The following is a 20428-nucleotide window of genomic DNA, read 5'->3' as shown; positions in this document are numbered from 1 at the left end:
CCTGACGGTGCCGGGGGGTGCCGGCGCCCAGGCCGCCGGTGCTCCGGCCGGCGCGGCGCCGTACCCGCCCTCGTACTCGGCCGCGGCGAGCATGTGGTCGAGCTGATCGGCGTCCGGCCGTACCGCAGGATCCTTGGCGAGGAGGGCGGACAGCAGCGGACCGAGCCGCCCCGACCGCACCGGCGGCGGCAGGGGTTCGTCGAGCACTGCGGCGAGGGTGGAGAGCGTGGTCGCCCGACGCAGCGGATGGTGCCCCTCGACCGCTACGTACAGCATCATGCCGAGCGACCACAGGTCGGAGGACGGATTGCCCTCCACCCCGCGGATGCGCTCCGGTGCCATGTACTCGGGCGAGCCGATCAGCGCCCCGGACGCGGTGAGCGCGGTCGCACCGTGCAGCGCGGCGATCCCGAAGTCCGTGAGCACGGGCGTGCCGTCGGTCCGCAGCAGCACGTTCCCCGGTTTGACGTCCCGGTGCTGCACGCCCGCCGCGTGCGCGGCCCGCAGGGCGCTCAGCACACCCCGGCCGATCCGTGCGGCCTCCGGCACCGTGAGCGGGCCCCGCTCCAGCCGGTCGGCGAGGCTTCCGCCGTCCACCAGCTCCATCACGAGCCACGGATAGGGATACTCGGGGCCGTCCACGATGTGATGGATGATCACCACATTCGGATGCCGCAACCGGGCCAGCGCCCGCGCCTCCCGCAGCACCCGTTCCCGCATCCCGGCCGCCCCGGCCGGATCGGCGGACGCCATCGCCAGATCGGGCGGCCGCACCTCCTTGAGCGCCACCTCCCGGTCGAGCGCAGTGTCCCGGGCCTGCCACACAAGGCCCATCCCGCCACCGCCGAGACGCCGCAGCAGCGCGAAACGGCCATCGATGAGCCGCGTTTCCGGCCCTCCTGGATTCATGCCCGCCATCGTAGAAGCAGAAGGGAGCTCGGCCCGCCGCTGCCCTACGCCCCGCGCCCGCAGCCGCAGCCGCAGCCGCAGGACCGTGCCCCGCGTCCCTGGCCCAACCCGCTGCCGTGACCGCCGATACTCACGACGGCGGGCTGTTCCGGCCACCGGCCGGGGTCCCGGGTCAGGCTCCCTTCGGAGACCACAGAGCGGATCGTGAGGTGGATCAGTACGCCAGGGCCCAAGGCCGGCATCCGTCCCGGCTGCTGGCGGATCGAACAGGCTCCTTCGGGCGGCCCGTTGGCGTCCACGCACGTACATGACTCGGCGAGCAGGGACTGCCGGGACGGCGACGTGACGAACGACCGCCCTGCGGCCGGCAGGTGGCCACGGCGCGGTCGTCGTCGCCGAGAGCCACAGCCGGACCTGGCAGCGGCCTCACCCGGCCCGGCCCGGCATCGGCCGACGGGAACCGGATGACGTGAACATGTTTACCGAGCGCGGGATGCGTGGGATCATTCCCGCATTGGTCTTCGCGCGTAGACCCGAACAACGACAGCACCGTTCACCGCTGAGGGCGCTCCATGCCACCAAGGGCTGGAACGTCCACCGTTCACGTCCGGAGGCTCACGCATGCGCAGACGACTGGCACTTCCCCTCGCCGCGGCCGCACTCGCCCTGCCCGCCGTGCTGACCGCGGCCGGTCCGGCCGGCGCGGCACCGGCCGACAAGCCCCAGGTACTCAGCAGTTGGACCCAGACGAGTGCGAGCAGCTACAACGCATGGCTCGCGGCCCGCAACAACCAGGGCGCCTGGTCGGCGTACGGGTTCGACTGGTCCACGGACTACTGCTCCACGTCGCCCGACAACCCTCTCGGATTCCCTTTCAAGCTGTCATGCGCCCGCCATGACTTCGGCTACCGCAACTACAAGGCGGCCGGCACCTTCTCCGCGAACAAGGCACGGCTGGACTCCGCTCTGTACGCGGACCTGAAGCGGGTGTGCGCCAACTACTCCGGCGCCACGAAGGCGGCCTGCGACAGCACGGCATGGACCTACTACCACGCGGTCGACATCTTCGGCTCGGCCCCGGCGCTGAACGGCTCCCAGCCCGTCGGCTGAGGACCCGCCCGCTGCGGGTCCGTCGCCTGAGTGCCCGCCGTTCCAGGGCCCCCTCGGCCCCAAGGCCCGCCGGCGGCCCGGGCTCACCAGCCCGGGCTCACCGGCCGCCTGACCCCCCATGGGGTCCCCCGGACGCAGGGGGGACCCCATGGGGCACCAGACCGGAGGGGCGATGTGCGTTCCAGGCCGGCCGGTGAGGTTGCTGGGAAGCGGAGGGCGAGGGGAGGGGGACGATTTCGGGGGCGTCAGGAAGAGGACATCCACGACCAGTGCGACAGCGATCCGGGCCCACCGGGGAGCACGCGCCACTGACACCCGAGCCTCCACGACACGCCTCCCCGACGGTTCGGCCGTTCCGGCCCCGCGCTCCATGGCACCGCCCGCCCTGCCACCCGTCACAAGCCACAGCCGTTGCCAGTCCCCGGTTCTGAGTGGCCTTCGGGCCTACGCGGGCGTGGTGTCCGAAGGCGCCGGGCGGGCCGGGGCGCTGACCTGCCGACAGTGCACCCCGCACCCCGCACACGGCATCGGCATCGGCATCGGCATCGGCGGACATCAGCAGCTCGGCGAGGCTTTCGCCCTCGCCTGTCCCCCAGAACGGGTCTGGAAGCTTCCCGAGGACGAGGACTACAGCAACAACGCGGGCACAGCCGCGGCGTGACCCACCGCGGCGTGGGAGGGCAGCCCCGGCGTCCTCGGCGCCGGGACGGTCTCCCGCGCGCCCGACACCGCGGCGTGGGCCAGGGCCGCCAGTGAGCGGCGGTCATGGCCCGGCGGATGCAGCACGGAGTGCGGGGTGACCCGGACCGAGAGGCCGCGGGTGGCGGCGACGCGGCGGAGGGACGCCGCGAAGGTGCCTTCGCCGACGTAGGCCGGGAGCGTGGTGGGGGCCCCGTGGTGGGCGTAGGTGAGGGTGACCGGCCGGACCGGGGCGCCCGCGTCGAGGGCCGCCTGGAAGGTGGCACGGCGGAACGGGTCTCCCGGCCCCGAGCACCAGGTCGTACCCCCGGGAAAGACGATCACCGACTCCCCCGAGCGCAGCAGCGCGCCCAGTTCCCGCACGGTGTCCGGCAGACCCCGCAGTCCCTCGCGGTCGATGAACCGGGTCCCCGCACGCCGTACGAGCGTCCCCACCACCGGCCACTGCCCCACCTCCCGCTTGGCGAGCACCGCGGCAGGCTGCACCGCCAGAAGCGCGAGCACGTCCAGCCACGAGATGTGGTTGGCCACCACGAGAGTGCCGGTCCGGGCACCAGGCACCGGCACCGCGAGCCCGTCCGCCTCGCACGACAGGGAGACGCCGAGGTCGGCCAGCAGCGAGCGGGCCCGCGCCCGCAGCTCCTCACGCTCCCCGAGCCGTTTCCCGGCCGCCGCGGCCCCGGCGAGGCTCGCGACGAGGGCCGCGTACCGCCGTACCGTCACTGCCGGGCCCGCCCCCGCCCCCGGCAGGTCGTCGGCGACGCACGCCGCCGTGCAGGGCGAGACCGCCGCCCAGGCGCTCCCGTTCACCGTTCCCCGCCGAGGAAATACCTCCGGTACCGCTCGTTCATCCGCTCCAGGCCCAGCAGCACGAAGAAGTCCGCGTCCCCGAAGTCCCGGTCGTGCGCGGGCGCCCCGCACATCCAGGCGCCGACCCGCAGATAGCCGCGGAGCAGCGGCGGCAGCGAGGCCGCGCTCGGCTCGGCGGCGAGCAGCCGCGGAGGCATCCAGGGGTCGTGCGGGTGGACGCGCAGCTCGGGCGGGCAGGCGTGCTTCGTGGTGCCCAGCAGCCAGGCGTCGGCTGCGGCCTGGCCTCCGTCGTCCAGCGGCACCGAGGCGCAGCCGGCGAGGTAGCGGTGGCCGGAGAGCAGCACGTAGCGGGCCAGCCCGGACCACATCAGGTTGATGACGGTCCCGTCCCGGTGGTCGGGGTGCACACAGGCCCTGCCCGCCTCGACCAGCGAGTCCCGCACGCCGTGCAGCGCGCCGAGGTCGAACTCACCGTCCGAGTAGAGGCGGGCGGAGCGTCCGGGCGGCAGCAGCCGGTAGGTGCCGACGACTTCCCCGCTGGTGCGCTCGGTGACGATCAGGTGGTCGACGAGCTTGTCGAACTCGTCGATGTCGTGCCCGGGGAGCGGCGTGCGCACAACAGCGCCCTTCTCCTCGGCGAAGATCTGGTACCGCAGCCGCTGCGCGGCGCGGATCTCCTCCTGCGTGGAGGCGATGGAGGTGACATAGGAGCGGGTCGGCACAGCAGACGCCGTGAACATGACAGAGATGACGGCTTCCGTTCGTCGGAGCCGGCATGGCCGGCGGAATCGAGTGGGGACCGTGCCCATTAATGCCCGTGCCCGGTGCCCGCCCGCTGTCCGTCCGATGAACGCCGAAAGGGCGCCGTCCGTCGAAAACGTGCGTCAGGTGCGGCAGCGCCAGGCGCTGGACCGATCGGCGGTCGCGAGCCCAGCAGTTCACACTGCGCCTGGCCACAGACACCACTCAGGTCGCCAACGTCCGCGGAGCGGCCACGCAGGACGGTGTACCGGTTCCAGTACCCGCGGTCCGGTACGCCCGACGAGCCCTGGGAAGCCGATTCCGCCCTCGGCGGCTACTACCGCTTCAAGTCCGTCGGCAGCGGCAAGTGCCTCAACGTCAGCGGAGGCGGCACCGTCAACGGCACCCAGGTCAGCCAGTACACCTGCGGCAACGCCGGCAACGACCTGTGGAATTCGTCCGCGACGACCACGAAGCCACCGCCCGGCCCCCGGACAGTTTTCCGGGGGCCGGGCGGTGGGCGGAGAGTCCCCGCGCGCCTCAGCGCTTGATGCGACTGCGGACGGCGAGCACCGCGAGGGCCAGCAGGGCGGGTTCCGAGAAGCGGCTGGCCATCTCCGTGTACGTGCCCCAGGTGGTGAGGTTCTGGCCGCTGGAGCGGAAGACGACGCTGTTCAGCACCACCCGCAGCGCCTTGTCGAACCGGCCCCGGCTGAAACGGTCCCCCGCCGGGAGCGTCAGCTCGGGGTCCTGTTCGGCGATGACCAGGGTCACCTTGCCGCCGCCGGCCGGGACGGTGCCGGTGGCCTGCTGCTCGGGGGCGGCGTCGGGCAGACCGAGCCCCATCATCAGCACGACGGTCGCCGTCACCGCGAGGGCGAGCCAGCCCAGGGCCCGCGAGGCCCGCAGGCCGTAGCCGGAGACCAGCCAGTACGCCCACAGCAGCCCGCGTTCGCTGCGCGGTGTGTCGGCGCGGTCGAAGCGGCGCATCTCCATCTCGCCGTAGTAGAAGTCGGCGGAGCCGGGCTCGTTCTTGCCGTCCTCGAACGCCTTCCGCAACTGCCGGTAGGTGGTGGCCAAATCCTCCGGGTCGGGGGTGAGGGCCGGGTCGGGGTGGTGGGGGCCGGGGTTCCACTGGCCCGGAGCGGGGGGCCGGCCCGGCGTCGCCGCACCCTGGCCGAGGGCCCGGGCGCGCCAGTGGTGCTCCTCGGCCAGGGTGCGGCGGCGCGACCACCGGTACGGCAGGACGAGACGCCGGTAGCGCCGCCGGTGCAGGCCGGCGGGGGCGGAGGCGAAGACCGTGCGGCCCTCCAGCCGTATCTGGTCGAGGTGGAAGGCCCCGGCGAACAGGCACTGGCTGAGGTCGGTGTCGGTCAGCACCAACTGCCCGGCGTCCACGCCCTGCAGGGAGGCGATCAGCACCCCGGGGTCGCCGCCCCTCAGCACGGTCTCGTCCAGCGGGCCGCCGATGCCCATCGTCCCGCCGAACGTGGTGCGGAACGGCGCGGGATGGGCGGTGACGGCTGTGGGAGACGTCACGAGAGCGTCGGCGAGGTCCACGGTCGCATACCGCAGGCGCAGCGTCGCCGTCGACGCCCACCGGGTCCGTACGCACACCAGCCGGCGCGCAGCGACCTCCAGCGTGGTCGCGGCTTCGAACACCGCGCCTGACAGGTCGACGGTGCCCTCGCACGCCAGGGGGCCGAGCGAGGGCGCCGTGGCGAAAACCGACTCGGTGAACTTCACGTCGCCGCCGAAGTTCGCCGGGTTCGCGAAGACGACCCCTTCGAAATCGGTGCGGTCGGCGAACGCGCACCTCAGGAAGCTGGCGCCACTGGAGAACTCAGCCCCCTTGAACACCGCGGGGCCGCTGAAGACCGCCTCATCGAGCCAGGCGTGGCCGCCGAACCTCGCCAACTCGAAGTCGGCCCGAGCAGTGAACGTGGCCTTCTCGAACCGGAGATGGCGGAACCGGGCGCGGCCGAAGGCCGCGGTACCGCTGAAGAGCGCGCCGTCGAAGCTGGCGCTGTCGTGGAACTCCGCGTTGTGGAACTGGACATTCTCGAAGGTCACGTTCCCGAACCCGGCGTGCCCGGAGAACGTTGCCTCGGTGAAGTCGGCCTTGCCGAGGCGGGGCGCGCCGGTGGCGGGGTCGGTCAGGGCGTGGAGCAGTTCGTCCAGCAGGTTCGTGGTGAACGGCGTCCCGTTGAGGCCGAGTTCGTCCCCCGGGTGCAGCCCGGACAGATACCGGGCACGGTCGGCGGCTCCGAGGTGGGCCAGGCAGGCGGTGCGGCCGGGGACGAGGATGCCGCGGCAGCCGACTGGGTCCCCGCTCGTGGAGCCGTGCCCGCAGTACCGCCAGATCGGACCGAAACGTGACGGGGAGGACATGACGCGGCGGCTCCAGCAGGACGTGTCGACAGGGCGGCCGTCCCAGGATGACCCGCGCGGGCGGCACAGCGCAGCCGGTCCGCGTTGAAGGCCGACCGGTTTCCGTAATGTGTCCGCAGGGCGGGCGGGACACAGGACACGCCTGATGAGGCGGTGTTCGCGGCCAATGTCCACGTGCTGGTCAGCGGTTGCGCCTGGCGGCGTCCGCCCTCCCGCGGGCCGACTTCGTCCCGCTGCGGCACATCGCCGAGCGCGCGAACGCTGTCGTGCGGCAGACCGGGTACGACCGTGGCGGCCACGTCGCGGCGTGGAGCAGCCGCGGCTGCCGTTCGCGGACGTGCGGGCGTTCCTCAGCGAGCTCGCCCACTCCCCCGCCGCCGGCTGAGCGGGCCCGCCCGCGCTGCCCCGCTCACACCTTCGGGGGACGCGGTACGGATACCCGCGTGCGGACGCCTGTCCGGCCGTACGTTCGCTGCCGGAACCGGATTCACCGAGGGGACGCCATGCCTGACCGGAACAGGGCGGCCGTCGACCACACGGCGCTGTGGTCGGCGGCGCTCGCCGCCGTACTGACGCTGTCGTTGGGAGACGGGCGCTACGACTGGCTGAGTTTCGCGCTGGGGACGGCACTGGGGCTGGAGATGGCCGCGTTCTACCGGCCGGCGTTCCCCGAGCCGGACGCCCGGTGGGACCGCACCACGGCAGCGGGGGTCTTCGGCGCGGTCGGCGGGCTGGTCACCACGATGGTCCTGGCCTGGCCGGTGCAGGCGCTGGTGGGGACGCCGGCCAGTTGCCGGCGGCTGTTCGAGCGTGACGGGGCCGACCTGGACGACTGCGCCGGCACCGTGGCGTACCACCGGCTGGGGGTGGTGTGGGCGGCAGCCGCCGTCGTCCTCGCCTACGCCCACTGGGCCTATGTGGTCCGCCCGCCGTCGGCAGCCCCCCACCCCGCCGACGGCGAACCCGCACCCGCGGCCGTGGACGTACCGGCACGCGAGTGACACCGGCCGTCACCCGGCCGCCGGCTCAGGGGGCGTAGACCTGGTCCAGCCGGTGGATCGCCCCGTCGTCACCGGTCTCGTACCGGAAGACCAGCCCCGAGTCGGGGTGGGCCGCGACCCAGTCGAGGAACTCCTGGACGCCGATGCGCCGGCTCTCGGAGCTCATGGTGATCGGGCTGGTCGCGGTGATGTAGGCGGCCTGGTCCAGCGCCCAGCGCGAGTCCTCGCCGGTGGTGATGTACGGCAGTCCGTCCGAGTCCTCGCTGGGGCAGCCCCAGCGGCCGTGCTGCAGGACCAGGTTGATGTGCGGGTCGCCGCCGCTGATCGTCTCGGTGCGGTACACAGCGAAGGTCTGCGGGTCCACCTCGTCGGGCGTCGGCGGCTTGTTGCTGCAGGCTGTCTTCGCAGGAGCGGGAGCCGGGGCGGGAGCCGGGGCAGGAGCCGGGGCAGGAGCCGGCGGCTTGGTCGTGGCCGCCAACGGTGTGGCGGTCCTGGCCGGGACCGATGCCGGGGCGGTGGCCGGCGCGGCGGGAGCCGTGGACACGGCGGCGGGCCTCTTCGGCACTCCGCTTGCGGTGGTCGCCGGCGTGTCCGCGGCGCTGTCGTCCGCCGGGCCGCACCCGGTCAGTGCGGCCGCGGCCAGCGCGACGGCTGCGAGCACGACGGCGACGGGTCTGAGCGGAGTCGCGTTCATCTGTGTGGTCCCCCCCATGAGGAGTGCGGCCCCAACGGCCGTACTCGTGTCCGGATGCCCGGAAAGGTAGCAACGCCGGGCCCGCCGTACGGTGTTCGCGGCGCTGGTGTCACACGCCTGGGACATCACCGTGGCCCGGTGAAGACCGCCGGTACACGATCAGCACCGCCGACGGTCACGCCGTCGAGGACAGGAGGGTGCCGGCAGCTTCCAGGAGGCGCTCGGCCGACCTTTCCGGCGCCCCCGGTCGCTGCCGGTCGGCCGGACCCGGACGGGGTCGTGCCGGTCGCGGCCGACCGCCCTTTCGCGGTGCCGGACGGGACTGGCCGTCGGCGAGGCGTGAACGGGCCGCCGGCGGGCCGCTGGTGAAGGTTGCCCGCCCGTCGGACTCAGGGCGGTGGAGCGACAGGGAGGTCACGGACGGCGCGCCGGCCTCGACAACTTCCTGTACAGTTGTCCACAAAATTGCCGAGCCTGCGTATGGCCACAGGGATGGGGATACGGATGACGGTCGTCGCGAATACCCTGGTCGGCGCGGTCGCCGCCTTCCACGTCTACGTAATGGTCCTGGAGATGTTCCTCTGGCAGGGACCACGCGGCCGGGCGCTGCACGGCCTCGGCCCGGACGGTGCCCGCATCACCGCGCCGCTCGCCGCCAACCAGGGCCTCTACAACGGCTTTCTGGCCGCCGGCTTGGCGTGGGGGCTGGTCGCCGACGATCCGGTCGGCTTCCAGGCACAGGTCTTCTTCCTTTGCTGCGTCGTCCTCGCCGGCGCCTACGGGGCCGCCACCGCCTCGCGCAGCATCCTGTACGTGCAGTTCGCCCCCGCAGCCGTCGCACTGGCGGCGGTCCTCGCCGCCTCGTGATGGAGACGCGTGGACCCGGGGAGGCGGGGCGGCCCGAGGGGCCGGGGAAGCCGGGCCGCAAGGAGACGGGCGCGCCCGGCCGCCGCACATCGGGGAGGCCCGGTCGCCCGGTGCTCCCGGACCCGGACCAGCTCCAACCACCGGCCGACCCCCGGACGGTGCGCACCCGCGCCCGTCTGCGGGCGGCGCTGCTCGCCGAGTGCGGGGAGCGCCCACTGGAGGAGGTCAGCGTCTCGGCGGTGGCCCGGCGCGCCGGGGTCGGCCGGGCCACTCTCTATCTGCACTACGACGGGTTGCCGGCGCTGGCCGTCGACGCCTGCGCCGACGTCGTACGCGAAGGGGTGGACGCGCTGCACGCCTGGACCGCGCCGCCGTCGCCCGACGCCCCGCCTCCGCCGCTCACCGACTTCCTCATCACCGTGGACCACCGTGCCGGCCTCTACCGCACCTTGGTGTCCGAGGGGGGCGGCGGACCGCTGGGCACCCTGCTGCACCGGGAACTGCGCGCCCGCTCGTACGGGGACCGGGTGCGGGCCGGCACGCCGCACCCGGAACTGGCGGCCTCGGCGACGGCCGCCGCGTTCACCGGCCTGCTCGCCGACTGGCTGCACGGCCATCTCGTCCTGACGCCCCGGGAGTTCTCGCACCACGTCTGGCGGCTGCTCCTCGCCATCCACCACATCGTGCGATGACCCGGATACCCCCGCCCGAAAGGCGACAAACCTGACCGAATAGGCGTAAATGGTGTCTGATTGACACACGGCTGATTTAGTCGGGTCATACGGAGACCACCTTTTCGGTGACGATGGGTACCAGGGGTGGGCTGTCCGCGGCGGGGACGTACTCGACAGCGCCCCGTGATTTCCGGTGGGAATGGGCACCGTTTCGACGGGTTCAGGAGCCACTGATCGGGTGACCTGCCGGTCGGGGCGGAGTGTCTCGGGGGATGCCAGCGCGGGAGTGCCGATAGCTTGTTGGTGCGGGCCCTGGGCTGCCTCCCTGACAAGATGCGGCGGGGGACTCGCACTTGGTACGCCTCGGGGCGGATGCCGTGGAGGTGTTCGAGGAGGGGCCGGGGCAGCCGGACTGGCGGGGTGCAGCAGGGGGCAGGACGATGTGGTCTTTCATCGCAGCCCCCGCTATGTTCCGATGGGGGTATGGGCGGACGGATGCGCGAGGGTCACCAAGGAACCGGGCCGGGCGCAATCACGCCGGACGGGTGTGCAGTCGAGCTGTATGAGCGGCTCCCCGTGGGCGACGAGCCCGACATTGTCCAACGGGCAGTCCCCGCCAAGGTCCATGTCCTCGAGCTGGGATCTGGCGTGGGCCGCATGACGCATCCGCTGGTGGAGCGGGGCTTCAGCGTAACTGCCGTCGATGAATCTCCTCAGATGCTTGAGCGGGTCCACGGCGCCCGGACGGTCTGCAGTCCGATCGAGGAGCTGGAGCTCGACGCACGCTTTGATGTGGTGTTGCTGGGGTCGTTCCTTGTTCACGCCGGTGACCCGCAAGTGCGTCAGGGGCTGCTGCGGACCTGCCGACGGCATGTCGCTGACGACGGCTGCGTGCTGATCCAGCGAGAGAGCGAGGGTCGGCACGAGAACCTGCCGCAAGAGGTGAAGATCGCTGGCGGTCTCGTCCGGGTGGTGTCCTCCGATCCGGTGGGTCCAGGTGTGCGGTCCGTCCACGTCGAATACGTCTTCTCGGACGGGTGTGGTTCATCGGGCTGGTTCTGCGAGAACCTCGGTGATGGCGCGGCGTCCCACCTCCGCCATGGCGGGGTTGGTGTGGCGGTAGTAGTCGATCCCGCTGACGAAGGTGAGTGCCCAGCCTCGTCCGCGGGCCCAGGCCGCGTCGTCGAACCCTCCTGCCGAGCGGAAAGTCTGCCGCGTCTCTGTGGTGAGCAGTGTCCACGCCGCGATGGCGTCGCAGGACGGGTCACCCACACCCGCAGTGCCGAAGTCGATCACTGCGCGGAGTTGACCGGCGTTGACCAGGATGTTGCCAGGGATGAGATCGCCGTGCGCCCACATGGGCGGTCCGTCCCACTCCGGCTGGTCGAGGGCGTGTTCCCACGCGGCGAGGACAGCGGGGGCGTCGATGACGTCCGCTGCCTTGGCGGTCCACTCACGTACGGAGGCATCGCGGGTGCGCAGAGACACGGTCCGGTAGCCCTGTCGCACGCCGGTGGTGTCGGCCCTGCGCAGCGCTGCGACGAACTCGCCGAGGTCCCTGGCGAACCGGTGGTCATTACGCCCCTCATCCGTCAGGTGCGAGCCGTCGATCCAGCGGCTGATCGCCCAGGGGAAGGGATACCCGTTTCCCGGCTGCCCCACGGCGATCGGTTCGGGCACGGCGGCGGGCAGGAACGCGGCCAGCCGTGGCAGCCAGACATGTTCGAACTCCACCTGCTCGACGGCGTCCTCGATCCGGGGCAAGCGGACCGCCATCTCGTCTCCGAGCCGATAGATCGCATTGTCGGTGCCCGCCGAGTCCACCGTCCTGATGGGCATATCCGCCCATCGCGGAAACTGCTGTGCGAGTAGCTGCCGCACCAGCGCGACATCGGTCGGAACCTCGTTCTCATGCATCATCAGCCTGAGACCCTAGCCGGGCGGCCGACAGAGCAACATCGGATTGGACGCCGCCGGACGGGCGGGCGCGGCGGACACGACGGGTGCGGCCGGCTCGCGCGCCGGCCGAGCCCCGCCGGCGTGCGCGCCGGCTGCCGGCGACACCGGCCGGGGCGTCGGCCTCGCCTCACAGTGCGGCCGGGCCCTCGCACATCCGCCGCGCCCCGACCGGCCGGTCGGGGCGCGGGTCCACCGCCGGGGCGGCGACGTCGGCGGCGGCTCCGCAAACCCGCAGCTCGGTCATCGGGTGGCGTTGCGCGCCGCCAGCTCGGCGCGCAACTCGTCTGCGTACTGCCACTCCCGGGTGTCGGCGGGCAGCTCGTGCTCGCGCCCGGCGAGCAGAGCAGGCAGGAGTGCGGCCAGGGCCTGCGGCGAGGCGAGGACCGGCACCGGCAACGGGACCGGCTCGGCCCGCAACGGCTCACTGTCCTCGTCCAGCGGAATGTACTGCCAGCCGTGGTGCTCGTCCCAGTACAGCTCCACCCCGTGCGGCCACGCTTCGGGGTCGGCGGACAGCCGCGGCAGGCCGGTGTCGTCCCGGCCGGGCGCGATGGGCCGGTACAGGCAGGTGATGGTCAGCGTTCCGTCGTCGTCCGCGTCGGTCCCCCACTCGGTGGGGGCGGCGCCCAGGCTCAGTTCGAGGTGGCCGGCGACCGTGGCGGCGTAGAACTGGTGCGGGTGCCGGGCACCCGTCATCCGGCGCGTGAGGTAGCCGCTCACCGGCTGCCCCGCTGCGCCGGCGCGGAGGTCGCGCGGAGGTCGTAGCCGTGGGCGGTCAGGTCCCGGCGGGTGGCCCCGGCCTGCTCCTCGCCCCGGTCGTGATCCCCGCGGGAGACGCCCCGGGCGCCCCGCAGGAGCTGCTCGTGCAGCGTCGTCGTGGTCCGGCTCGGCGCCCAGGGGAGGGCGAGCACGGCGTCGTTGTCGGTGAGCCGATCGCTCCCGGCCCGCCGGCGGCGGCGCCCGGTGGCGCCGTCCCGGTAGAGCGCGGCCTTGTCGGACACGGCCTGGGCGTCCTGGACGCGTCCGTCGAAGTAGGTGTGGACGGCGGCGGGCGCGGCTGCCGCGCGCTGTTCGGAGCGGGCCCGCGTGGCGGCTTGCTGCTCGGTTGGCATGCCGTCACCTTATCGGCGAGCGGAAGGATAACGGTCATTACCCTTCCGTTCTCATCGCGCGGGACGGCCGTGCGACGAGCTGACCGAACCATCCGCCCATCAGCATGGTGGCCCCGGGTGTGCCGCACAGCCGTCCATGCCTCGCCCAGGCCGTCCGCGACGTCAAACGGCGCCGGACAAGTCCCCCAGCCGCGGCGGATCCTCCATGCTCAACGGCGTCATGAACCGGCCGGCGCGCTGGTGACCGTCGCCGTCCTCCTGGGCGCCGGCCCGGCGCCCTCGGCCGAACGGCCCGGGGACGGCCCCGGAACCGTCGGCACGCTCGGCGTCGACCAGGTGGGAGAGGGGGCTGCGGACCCACACGTTCAGCTGCGCCGGACTCGTCCGGGCGTACCTCGGGCGGATCGCGGCGTACGACCGCGAGGGACCTGCGTGGTCCTTTCTGCGGGTGCCCGGGCGGCGTGTGGGGAACCGCGGGCGGCCGGTCCGTGGGAAGCGGACGGTCAGCGGCACTCCGGATGGCCCCAGCCGTCGGCGTTCTTGGTGATCGGTTCGCCGGCGGCGTACGGGCGGCCGCAGCGGCAGCGGCCCGGGTACTTCGCCTTGAGGGTCCGCGGCGGGCCCGAGGTGCGGCTCGCGCCACCCGACTGACCGCCCGCGCCACCCGACGAGCCGCCCGAGGCCCGCACGGCGCCGGAAGCGGCGGGCGGCGGAGGCGACCCGAGGGCGCTGCCCGCGGGCTGCTGGGTCAGCGCGGCCTGGCTCGCGGCGCGGTCGGCGAAGTCGTTGAGGCGGTCCCCGTCCACCTGGTGGGCGGGGACGTAGCGGAAGTCGACGGAGCGGCCGGTGAGCAGGGCGTCGATGCGGACGACGAGTTCCTGGTTGGCGACGGGCTTGCCCGCCGCGGTCTTCCAGCCGTTGCGCTTCCAGCCGGGCAGCCAGGTGGTGACGGCCTTCATCGCGTACTGCGAGTCCATCCGGATCTCCATCGCTACGCCGGGGTCGACGGCGGTCAGCAGGCGTTCCAGAGCGGTGAGTTCCGCGACGTTGTTGGTGGCCGTACCCAGCGGGCCCGCCTCCCAGCGATGGGGTTCGCCCCGGTCGGCAATGACCCACGCCCAGCCGGCCGGTCCCGGATTGCCCTTGGATGCCCCGTCACACGCGGCGATGATGCGCTCAACCACCCCCTGATCATCCCAACCCCCGCCCGGCAGACCAAACCGCCCCCGTCGAAGGCCCGCCCCGGCCGGGCGCCTCCACTCCCCCGCCCGCCGCTTCCGCGCGCGCGGACCACGATCACCTCGGAGCCCGGAACCGGCGGAATCCGCGGCACCGACACCGGATGCCGGTGGGGCGGTCCCGCGACGGGACGCGCTAGGGCCGGACCCCGGCCGGAGACCGGCCGGGGTGCGAGTCACCGCCGGACGCGGAGGACGGCGGCCCGGGTGGAGGCAGCGGGCTTCCGGGGGATCGGCCGGGTGGTGTTCCCGGTGACCGGCCGGTTCCTGAACGTGCTCGGCGCGTACGGGTGCCGCAGCGGCGGCACCCGTACGCGGGACCAGGAGCGGGTCGCGCGCTGACGGCAGGGGGTACGGGCGCGCGGGCCCGTGTACGTACGGAGGCGACGGCCGTCGTGTCCGTACGCTCCCGGGACGGTCGGGCGGCCGTGGGCGCACGGGCTCCCGTCGGGTCTCCGGCGCCGGAGCGGCCGGGTGCGGGTCACTCCGTCGGCGTGCTCGTCCCGGCGGTGTGCTCGCGGACCTGGTCCGGGGTCAGGTAGACGTCGATGTACGCGAAGTCCCGGAGGGTGGCGGGGGTGCGGGCCTGGAAGCCGGTGCGGACGAAGTCGTCGCCCGCGACGGCGTTGAGTACCCAGTTGGTCAGGACGCGGGTCTTGGCGACGTTGGTGCGCAGCGCGGACCAGTGGTAGCCGCGGGCGACGATCTGGGCGGGGAGGCCGCGCAGTTCGATGCCGAGCGGTTTGGAGACGGCGTCCTTGCCGCCGAGGTCCACGACGAGGCCGAGATCCTTGTGGGCGTAGGGCTTCAGCGGTTGGTGGCGCAGGGTCGCGATGACGTTGTCGGCGACCGCGCGGCCCTGGCGGGTGGCGTGCTGGGCGGTGGGCGGGCAGAGGGCGTCCTCCTCGCCCTTGGCGAGGTCGGGTACGGCCGCGGCGTCGCCGAGGGCGAAGACGCCGTCCTGGCCGGGGAGCGTCATGTCGGCGCCGACGACGAGGCGGCCCCGTATCGTCTCCGCGCCGAGCGTGGCGACCAGCGGGCTGGCGGCGACGCCGGCCGTCCAGATCAGGGTGCGGCTCGGGATCACCCGGCCGTCGGTGAAAGTGACCTCTTCGGGGCCCGCCTTGGCGACGGACACGCCGAGCGAGATCTCGACGCCGCGCTTGCGGAGGATCTTCTGGGCGCTGAGGCCCAGTTTCTCGCCGAGTTCGGGCATCAGCCTCGGGGCGATGTCGATCAGGTGCCATCTGATCAGACCCGGGTCGAGCCTGGGGTAGCGCTTGACCGCGTTGTTGGTCAGCCGTTGCAGGCAGGCGGCGGCCTCGGTGCCCGCGTAACCGCCGCCGACCACGACGAACTGCAGCCGCGAGGCGCGCTCGCCCAGGTCCTGGCTGGCGTCCGCGAGGTCGAGCTGCGCGATGACGTGGTCGCGTATGTACGCCGCCTCGGCGAGGGTCTTCAGGCCACGGGCGTGGTCGACGAGCCCGGGGATGTCGAAGGTGCGGGTGATGCTGCCGGGGGCCAGCACGATGTAGTCGTAGGGCTCGTTGACGATCTCGCCGGTGATCTTGCGGATCACGCACACTTTCGCCCTGACGTCCACACCTATGGCGCCGCCCGGGATGATCCGGGTGCGGTACTTCCGGCTGCGGCGCAGGGACACGGCGATGGACTGCGGGGTGAGGACGCCGGAGGCGACCTGGGGCAGCAGTGGCAGGTAGAGCTGGTACGAGACGGGGGTCACCAGCGAGATGTCGGCTTCGTCCGCGGCGAGTTTTCGCTCCAGACGGCGGATGCACCCCACCCCGGCGAATCCGGCGCCCACAACGAGGATTTTCGGTCGTGCCACGATGTCCGTCCCTTCTCCGGCCCAAGATGCCTCTTGTCGCCTGCCCGCCGGATCAGATTTCGCACAATCCTGTTCCTACCGTGACGAATGGCTGTCCGCCAGCGGAGAGCCGGGCGAACGCGGACAGGCGCGGCGAGGCCCGGTTTCCCGCTGCGGCCTCGCTCGGGAGGGTGGCGACGTGGTGGAGGTCCGGGCGTCGGGTGGGGTGGCGGTGCGGGGCGCGTCGGCGGTCGGCGGGGCGGGGCTGTCCGTGCTGCGGCCGGGGTCCGCCGCGCAGCCACGGGCCCGGGCCCGACGGCGGGACGGGCACACCCTGTCCGGTGGCGACCTCGCGGGACCTGCTCGGCGGCTCCGGCCGCACGGCACTCTTCTGCCGGCGCTAGGGTCCGCCTGCCCGTGCGGGTGTCCGGTGGCCTGTGGTGATGAGGACGACGAGCGCGCCCGCGGCCGGGATCACGGCGAGGGCGGCGTAGCCGTGGGCGAGGCCGGTCGCGGTGTCGACTGCGGCGGCGACCGCTGCCACGGGCAGGGGGCCGCCGGCGTCGCCGAGTTCGCGGCCCGGTTCGGCGGCCCGTAGGCGGGATGACGGCGGCTCAGGCGCCCAGCGGCCGGAAGCGGCGCAGGCGGAGGCTGTTGCCGACGACGAAGACCGAGGAGAAGGCCATCGCGGCGCCGGCGATCATCGGGTTGAGCAGGCCGGCCGCGGCCAGCGGAAGGGCGGCGACGTTGTAGCCGAAAGCCCAGAACAGATTGGCTTTGATGGTGCCGAGGGTCTTGCGGGACAGGCGGATGGCGTCGGCGGCCACCCGCAGGTCGCCTCGTACGAGGGTGAGGTCGCCGGCCTCGATCGCGGCGTCCGTGCCCGTGCCCATGGCGAGCCCGAGGTCGGCCTGGGCGAGGGCGGCGGCGTCGTTGACGCCGTCACCGACCATGGCGACGGTACGGCCTCCGGCCTGGAGCCGTTTGACGACGGCGACCTTGCCCTCGGGCATGACCTCCGCGATGACGTCGTCCGCCGCTATCCCCACCTCGGCGGCGGTGGATCCGGCCACCGCCGCGTTGTCGCCGGTCAGCAGCACCGGCCGCAGCCCCAGCGCGCGCAGCCGGGAGACGGCCTCGGCGCTGGTGGGCTTCACGGCGTCGGCGACCACCAGGACGGCACACGCCCGGCCGTCCCGCGCCACCGCGACCGCCGTACGGCCCGCGGCCTGCGCGGCCGCCATCGCGGCGGCCAGGTCGTCCGGGAGCGTGATCGCCCGCTCGGCGAGCAGTTTCTCGCGGCCCACGAGGACGGCGTGGCCTTCGACGACGCCCTGGACGCCGAGTCCGGGCACGTTGGTGAAGTCCTCGGGGGCGGGCAGCGTGCCGACGCGCTGTGCTGCGCCGGCGGCGACGGCCCGGGCGATGGGGTGTTCGGACGCGTGCTCCAGCGCCCCGGCCAGGCGCAGCACCTCGTCCTCGGTCGCGGTGGCGTCCTCGTTCTTCTCCTCGTCCGTGCCCGCGCCCGAGGCGAGGTGGACGGCGAGGAGGGTCATCTTCCCGGTGGTGATGGTGCCGGTCTTGTCCAGCACGATGGTGTCGACCTTCCGCGTGGACTCCAGCACCTCGGGACCCTTGATGAGGATGCCCATTTGTGCGCCGCGTCCGGTACCGACCAGCAGCGCGGTGGGAGTGGCCAGGCCCAGCGCGCACGGGCAGGCGATGATCAGTACGGAGACGGCGGCCGTGAAGGCGGCGGTCCACCCGTGACCCGAGGCCGCCCAGGCCAGCAGGGTGCCCAGGGCCAGCGCGATCACCACGGGCACGAAGACCGCGGAGATCCGGTCGGCGAGGCGTTGGGCTGCGGCCTTGCCGTTCTGCGCGTCCTCCACCAGGCGGGCCATGCGGGCGAGTTGGGTGTCCGCACCGACCCGGGTGGCCCGTACGACCAGGCGCCCGCCCGCGTTCACGGTGGCGCCGACGACCGTGTCGCCCTCGGCGACCTCCACGGGTACGGACTCGCCGGTGACCATGGCGGCGTCCACCGCCGAACTGCCCTGCTCGACCACGCCGTCAGTGGCGATCTTCTCCCCCGGCCGGACCACGAACCGCTCCCCCGCCCGCAGGTCGGCCACCGGGATACGTTCCTCCCGGCCGTCCTCACGCAGCACGGTGACGTCCTTGGCCCCGAGTTCCAGCAGGGCCCGCAGCGCGGCACCGGCGCGCCGCTTGGAGCGGGCCTCGAAGTAGCGGCCGGTCAGGATGAACGCGGTGACCCCGGAGGCGACCTCCAGATAGATGTTGCTGCTGCCGTCGGTACGGGCCATGGTCAGCTCGAAGGAGTGCCTCATCCCCGGCATGCCGGCGTGGCCGAAGAACAGGGCCCACAGCGACCAGGCGAAGGCCGCGCCGGTCCCCAGTGAGATCAGCGTGTCCATGGTGGCAGCGCCGTGCCGGAGGTTGGTCCAGGCCGCCCGGTGGAAGGGCCAGGCCGCGTAGACGACCACCGGGCTCGCCAGGGTCAGCGACAGCCACTGCCAGTTGGTGAACTGCAGCGCGGGAACCATCGCCATGGCGATCACCGGGACCGCCAGCACGACCGCGGTGATCAGCCGCTGCCGCAGCGGGGCCAGGTCGTCCGGCCCGGCTTCGGCACCGCTGTCCTCGGGCGCCGCGGGCGGCGTCGGCAGGGCGGCGGTGTAGCCGGTCTGTTCCACCGTGGTGATGAGGTCGGTTACGGCGACATCCCCGGAGAAGGTGATCCTGGCCTTCTCCGTGGCGTAGTTCACGGTCGCCTGCACGCCGTCCATCCTGTTGAGCTTCTTCTCGACGCGCGCCGCGCACGAGGCGCAGGTCATGCCGCCGATGGCGAGTTCGACCTCGGTCGCCGCGGGTGTCCCGGTGGTCATTACCGCTCCTCGTTCTCCGTCAGTCGTGCGCTCAGGGCCGGGGGCGCCGGGGCCGGCGAGTGGCCGCCCCGGCGCTGTTCCGGATCGCTCCAGGTCGTCCGGGTCTCAGTGGGCGGCGGCCGTGGCCCGGCCGGCCAGTTCGTATCCGGCGTCCTCGACGGCGTCGCGGACCCGCGCGTCGTCCGGATCCGCCGTCGAGACCACGGTGACCAGACCCGCGGTGACGTCGACCTGTACGGCCGTCACACCGTCGAGCGCCGAGACGGCCGTGCCGACCGCCTTCTCGCAGTGGCCGCAGGTCATGCCGGTTACCGTGTACACGGTCGTGGTGCCGGGGGCCGGTACGGCCGCCGTCTCGGCGCTCGAGCAGTGGCCTTCGGGGCTGCAGCACGACATGGGGATCCTCCTGATGCGGTCCTTATACCCCTAGGGGGTATCTTCTTGCTCCTCCTGTATACCCCTCATGGGTATGCGGGAGCAAGTGCCGATCATGTCGTCCGCCCCCGGCCGAGCCATGGTGTTCGTGCCGGGCGCCTTCCGGCGTATGGGCGACACCGGCAACACCACCGGGTTCGGCCTCGGCCTCGCCCTGTCCCGCGGCCTGACCGAGGCCATGGGAGGCACCCTCACGCCGGAGTACACCCCCGGCGGCGGCCTGACGATGGTTTTCCCTGCCCGCCGCCGCACCCGTGCCCCAATACGCATACGAACGAGGAAGCCGGGCATGAGGCGCGTGGGATCGTCGTGCGGCCGGCCGACGGGAAGCGGACCGACCGGGTGTGCGCTTCCGTGGCCGGCCCCCGCTACCGCGGCCCCGACGCCCGGAGGATCTCGCGTGCGGTGTCGCCGTCCACCCGCTCGCCGAGTTCGCGCAGCACCTGCTCACCGTGCCGGAGGACGGCGCGTTCACGCGAACGCCGGACGCCGGTGTCCAGCAGGTGCCACACCAGCGGATTGGCGACCAGGATCCTCGGGTCGAGGACCACCCGGCCGCCGTACGCGTCACTCAGGACGAGGCGCACCGCGATCTCCCCGGTGAGCTCCACACCCACCAGTGCGTCCGTGCGCACGCGCCGGGTCCGCAGCAGGTCCCGTACGGTCAGCCAGCCCTGGCCGGCGACGACCCGGGGCCGCCACAGGACGGCCAGCAAGGCGACCGCGAGCCCGGCCCAGAGCCCGGCGCGCGGCGCGGTCAGCCCGCCGGACCCCCAGTCGAGCAGCAACGTGAGCCCGAGGAATCCGGCCGCGCACAGCATTGCCCACCGGGAGTCGGCACGCCGGCCGCGTGCGCAGGCCGTCTCACCGGCCGCCACTCGCTGCGGGTGCCGGCCGCCGATCACCGACTGCGGCTGTGCGCTTCGCCGTCCCATGAGTCCCACGCTAGGCGCGACGGCGCCGCTGGAACCGGGGCACTGACACCTCCCTGATGCCGTTCCTCCGCTCCCTGACGCGTTCTTTGCGCTCAGGTACCGTCGCCGGCCGGTAC

Annotated in this window: 21 protein-coding genes and 3 pseudogenes; 10 read left to right on the top strand and 14 right to left on the bottom strand. The window is 73.0% G+C overall.

Going from position 1 to position 20428, the window contains the following annotated elements; all coding sequences use genetic code 11:
• The coding region (locus VIW71_RS21650) for a serine/threonine-protein kinase (RefSeq protein ID WP_331624124.1) at window positions 1–909 on the bottom strand (909 nt) is incomplete at its 3' end.
• Window positions 910–1530: 621 nt separating this feature from the next.
• Here VIW71_RS21650 and VIW71_RS21645 point away from each other — a divergent pair.
• A complete protein-coding gene (locus tag VIW71_RS21645; protein ID WP_331624123.1) occupies window positions 1531–2019 on the top strand; it encodes a phospholipase in 489 nt (162 codons plus the stop codon).
• A gap of 457 nt (window positions 2020–2476) precedes the next feature.
• Window positions 2477–2680: a hypothetical protein gene (locus tag VIW71_RS21640; RefSeq protein WP_331624122.1), complete on the top strand. Its 204-nt coding sequence runs from the start codon at window positions 2477–2479 to the stop codon at window positions 2678–2680.
• Here the strand turns inward: VIW71_RS21640 and VIW71_RS21635 are convergent.
• Window positions 2647–3528, bottom strand: coding sequence for a lysophospholipid acyltransferase family protein (locus tag VIW71_RS21635; RefSeq protein ID WP_331624121.1), 882 nt, complete (start codon window positions 3526–3528; stop codon window positions 2647–2649). The genes VIW71_RS21640 and VIW71_RS21635 overlap by 34 nt on opposite strands.
• Window positions 3525–4268 carry a GNAT family N-acetyltransferase gene (locus tag VIW71_RS21630; protein WP_331624119.1) on the bottom strand — a complete coding sequence of 248 codons (744 nt, stop codon included), beginning with the start codon at window positions 4266–4268 and terminating at the stop codon, window positions 3525–3527. Before VIW71_RS21630 ends, VIW71_RS21635 begins: the two co-directional genes overlap by 4 nt.
• Window positions 4269–4532: 264 nt before the next feature.
• Here VIW71_RS21630 and VIW71_RS21625 point away from each other — a divergent pair, with 264 nt between their 5' ends.
• Window positions 4533–4820, top strand: a complete 288-nt coding sequence (locus tag VIW71_RS21625) for an RICIN domain-containing protein (protein WP_331624117.1) — start codon at window positions 4533–4535, stop codon at window positions 4818–4820.
• Here the strand turns inward: VIW71_RS21625 and VIW71_RS21620 are convergent.
• Window positions 4810–6660, bottom strand: coding sequence for a pentapeptide repeat-containing protein (locus tag VIW71_RS21620; RefSeq protein ID WP_331624116.1), 1851 nt, complete (start codon window positions 6658–6660; stop codon window positions 4810–4812). The two genes, VIW71_RS21625 and VIW71_RS21620, sit on opposite strands and share 11 nt — an antisense overlap.
• A gap of 117 nt (window positions 6661–6777) precedes the next feature.
• On the opposite strand from VIW71_RS21620, the pseudogene VIW71_RS21615 reads away from it, so the two are divergent.
• Window positions 6778–6910 (top strand): annotated as a pseudogene (locus VIW71_RS21615) (IS5/IS1182 family transposase); the annotation flags it as partial.
• Between the two features lie 253 nt (window positions 6911–7163).
• The gene (locus VIW71_RS21610) at window positions 7164–7661 is read left to right on the top strand and encodes a hypothetical protein (RefSeq protein ID WP_331624115.1); all 498 of its coding nucleotides are present in this window, start codon (window positions 7164–7166) and stop codon (window positions 7659–7661) included.
• A 25-nt stretch (window positions 7662–7686) separates the two neighbouring features.
• Here the strand turns inward: VIW71_RS21610 and VIW71_RS21605 are convergent, their stop codons facing one another.
• Window positions 7687–8355: a hypothetical protein gene (locus VIW71_RS21605; RefSeq protein ID WP_331624114.1), complete on the bottom strand. Its 669-nt coding sequence runs from the start codon at window positions 8353–8355 to the stop codon at window positions 7687–7689.
• 504 nt (window positions 8356–8859) lie between these two features.
• On the opposite strand from VIW71_RS21605, the gene VIW71_RS21600 reads away from it, so the two are divergent.
• The 3 genes and pseudogenes from VIW71_RS21600 to VIW71_RS21590 form a co-directional block, all read left to right on the top strand.
• Window positions 8860–9222 carry a DUF1304 domain-containing protein gene (locus tag VIW71_RS21600; RefSeq protein WP_331624113.1) on the top strand — a complete coding sequence of 121 codons (363 nt, stop codon included), beginning with the start codon at window positions 8860–8862 and terminating at the stop codon, window positions 9220–9222.
• Between the two features lie 110 nt (window positions 9223–9332).
• Window positions 9333–9914, top strand: coding sequence for a TetR/AcrR family transcriptional regulator (locus VIW71_RS21595; protein ID WP_331624112.1), 582 nt, complete (start codon window positions 9333–9335; stop codon window positions 9912–9914).
• Window positions 9915–10379: 465 nt separating this feature from the next.
• Window positions 10380–10931, top strand: a pseudogene (locus VIW71_RS21590) (class I SAM-dependent methyltransferase); the annotation flags it as partial.
• Window positions 10932–10940: 9 nt separating this feature from the next.
• Here VIW71_RS21590 and VIW71_RS21585 read toward each other — a convergent pair.
• From VIW71_RS21585 to VIW71_RS21570, 4 genes are all read right to left on the bottom strand, one after another.
• On the bottom strand, window positions 10941–11816 hold the full coding sequence (locus VIW71_RS21585; protein WP_331624111.1) for an aminoglycoside phosphotransferase family protein: 876 nt from the start codon (window positions 11814–11816) through the stop codon (window positions 10941–10943).
• A 279-nt stretch (window positions 11817–12095) separates the two neighbouring features.
• A complete protein-coding gene (locus VIW71_RS21580) occupies window positions 12096–12575 on the bottom strand; it encodes a hypothetical protein (protein ID WP_331624110.1) in 480 nt (159 codons plus the stop codon).
• Complete coding sequence (locus tag VIW71_RS21575; RefSeq protein WP_331624109.1) at window positions 12572–12967, bottom strand: hypothetical protein; 396 nt, start codon at window positions 12965–12967, stop codon at window positions 12572–12574. Before VIW71_RS21575 ends, VIW71_RS21580 begins: the two co-directional genes overlap by 4 nt.
• 503 nt (window positions 12968–13470) lie before the next feature.
• Window positions 13471–14151, bottom strand: a complete 681-nt coding sequence (locus VIW71_RS21570) for a ribonuclease H family protein (protein WP_331624107.1) — start codon at window positions 14149–14151, stop codon at window positions 13471–13473.
• A gap of 261 nt (window positions 14152–14412) precedes the next feature.
• Here VIW71_RS21570 and VIW71_RS21565 point away from each other — a divergent pair, with 261 nt between their 5' ends.
• Window positions 14413–14547 carry a hypothetical protein gene (locus tag VIW71_RS21565; RefSeq protein ID WP_331624106.1) on the top strand — a complete coding sequence of 45 codons (135 nt, stop codon included), beginning with the start codon at window positions 14413–14415 and terminating at the stop codon, window positions 14545–14547.
• 139 nt (window positions 14548–14686) lie between these two features.
• Here VIW71_RS21565 and VIW71_RS21560 read toward each other — a convergent pair whose 3' ends face one another.
• The 4 genes from VIW71_RS21560 to VIW71_RS21545 form a co-directional block, all read right to left on the bottom strand.
• A complete protein-coding gene (locus VIW71_RS21560; protein ID WP_331624105.1) occupies window positions 14687–16054 on the bottom strand; it encodes an NAD(P)/FAD-dependent oxidoreductase in 1368 nt (455 codons plus the stop codon).
• Window positions 16055–16433: 379 nt separating this feature from the next.
• Complete coding sequence (locus VIW71_RS21555; RefSeq protein WP_331624104.1) at window positions 16434–16577, bottom strand: hypothetical protein; 144 nt, start codon at window positions 16575–16577, stop codon at window positions 16434–16436.
• A gap of 70 nt (window positions 16578–16647) precedes the next feature.
• Complete coding sequence (locus VIW71_RS21550) at window positions 16648–18942, bottom strand: heavy metal translocating P-type ATPase (protein WP_331624103.1); 2295 nt, start codon at window positions 18940–18942, stop codon at window positions 16648–16650.
• A gap of 105 nt (window positions 18943–19047) precedes the next feature.
• Complete coding sequence (locus VIW71_RS21545; RefSeq protein ID WP_331624102.1) at window positions 19048–19338, bottom strand: heavy-metal-associated domain-containing protein; 291 nt, start codon at window positions 19336–19338, stop codon at window positions 19048–19050.
• Between the two features lie 112 nt (window positions 19339–19450).
• Between VIW71_RS21545 and VIW71_RS21540 the strand changes: the two are divergent.
• Window positions 19451–19609 (top strand): annotated as a pseudogene (locus VIW71_RS21540) (ATP-binding protein); the annotation flags it as partial.
• Window positions 19610–19745: 136 nt separating this feature from the next.
• Here the strand turns inward: VIW71_RS21540 and VIW71_RS21535 are convergent.
• Window positions 19746–20312 carry a PH domain-containing protein gene (locus VIW71_RS21535; protein WP_331624101.1) on the bottom strand — a complete coding sequence of 189 codons (567 nt, stop codon included), beginning with the start codon at window positions 20310–20312 and terminating at the stop codon, window positions 19746–19748.
• Window positions 20313–20428 lie beyond the last annotated feature (116 nt).

This window comes from Streptomyces sp. (genome assembly GCF_036524955.1).
Classification (GTDB): Bacteria; Actinomycetota; Actinomycetes; order Streptomycetales; family Streptomycetaceae; genus Actinacidiphila.
This window is presented reverse-complemented; position numbering and strand designations above follow the sequence as displayed.

What these genes read in the sequence shown, in the direction of transcription:
- VIW71_RS21645 (WP_331624123.1), top strand. Translation starts at nt 1,531, where the DNA reads ATGCGCAGACGACTGGCACTTCCCCTCGCCGCGGCCGCACTCGCCCTG.
- VIW71_RS21585 (WP_331624111.1), bottom strand. Translation starts at nt 11,816, where the DNA reads ATGATGCATGAGAACGAGGTTCCGACCGATGTCGCGCTGGTGCGGCAG.
- VIW71_RS21545 (WP_331624102.1), bottom strand. Translation starts at nt 19,338, where the DNA reads ATGTCGTGCTGCAGCCCCGAAGGCCACTGCTCGAGCGCCGAGACGGCG.
- VIW71_RS21575 (WP_331624109.1), bottom strand. Translation starts at nt 12,967, where the DNA reads ATGCCAACCGAGCAGCAAGCCGCCACGCGGGCCCGCTCCGAACAGCGC.
- VIW71_RS21630 (WP_331624119.1), bottom strand. Translation starts at nt 4,268, where the DNA reads ATGTTCACGGCGTCTGCTGTGCCGACCCGCTCCTATGTCACCTCCATC.
- VIW71_RS21550 (WP_331624103.1), bottom strand. Translation starts at nt 18,942, where the DNA reads ATGACCACCGGGACACCCGCGGCGACCGAGGTCGAACTCGCCATCGGC.
- VIW71_RS21535 (WP_331624101.1), bottom strand. Translation starts at nt 20,312, where the DNA reads ATGGGACGGCGAAGCGCACAGCCGCAGTCGGTGATCGGCGGCCGGCAC.
- VIW71_RS21610 (WP_331624115.1), top strand. Translation starts at nt 7,164, where the DNA reads ATGCCTGACCGGAACAGGGCGGCCGTCGACCACACGGCGCTGTGGTCG.
- VIW71_RS21605 (WP_331624114.1), bottom strand. Translation starts at nt 8,355, where the DNA reads ATGAACGCGACTCCGCTCAGACCCGTCGCCGTCGTGCTCGCAGCCGTC.
- VIW71_RS21600 (WP_331624113.1), top strand. Translation starts at nt 8,860, where the DNA reads ATGACGGTCGTCGCGAATACCCTGGTCGGCGCGGTCGCCGCCTTCCAC.
- VIW71_RS21620 (WP_331624116.1), bottom strand. Translation starts at nt 6,660, where the DNA reads ATGTCCTCCCCGTCACGTTTCGGTCCGATCTGGCGGTACTGCGGGCAC.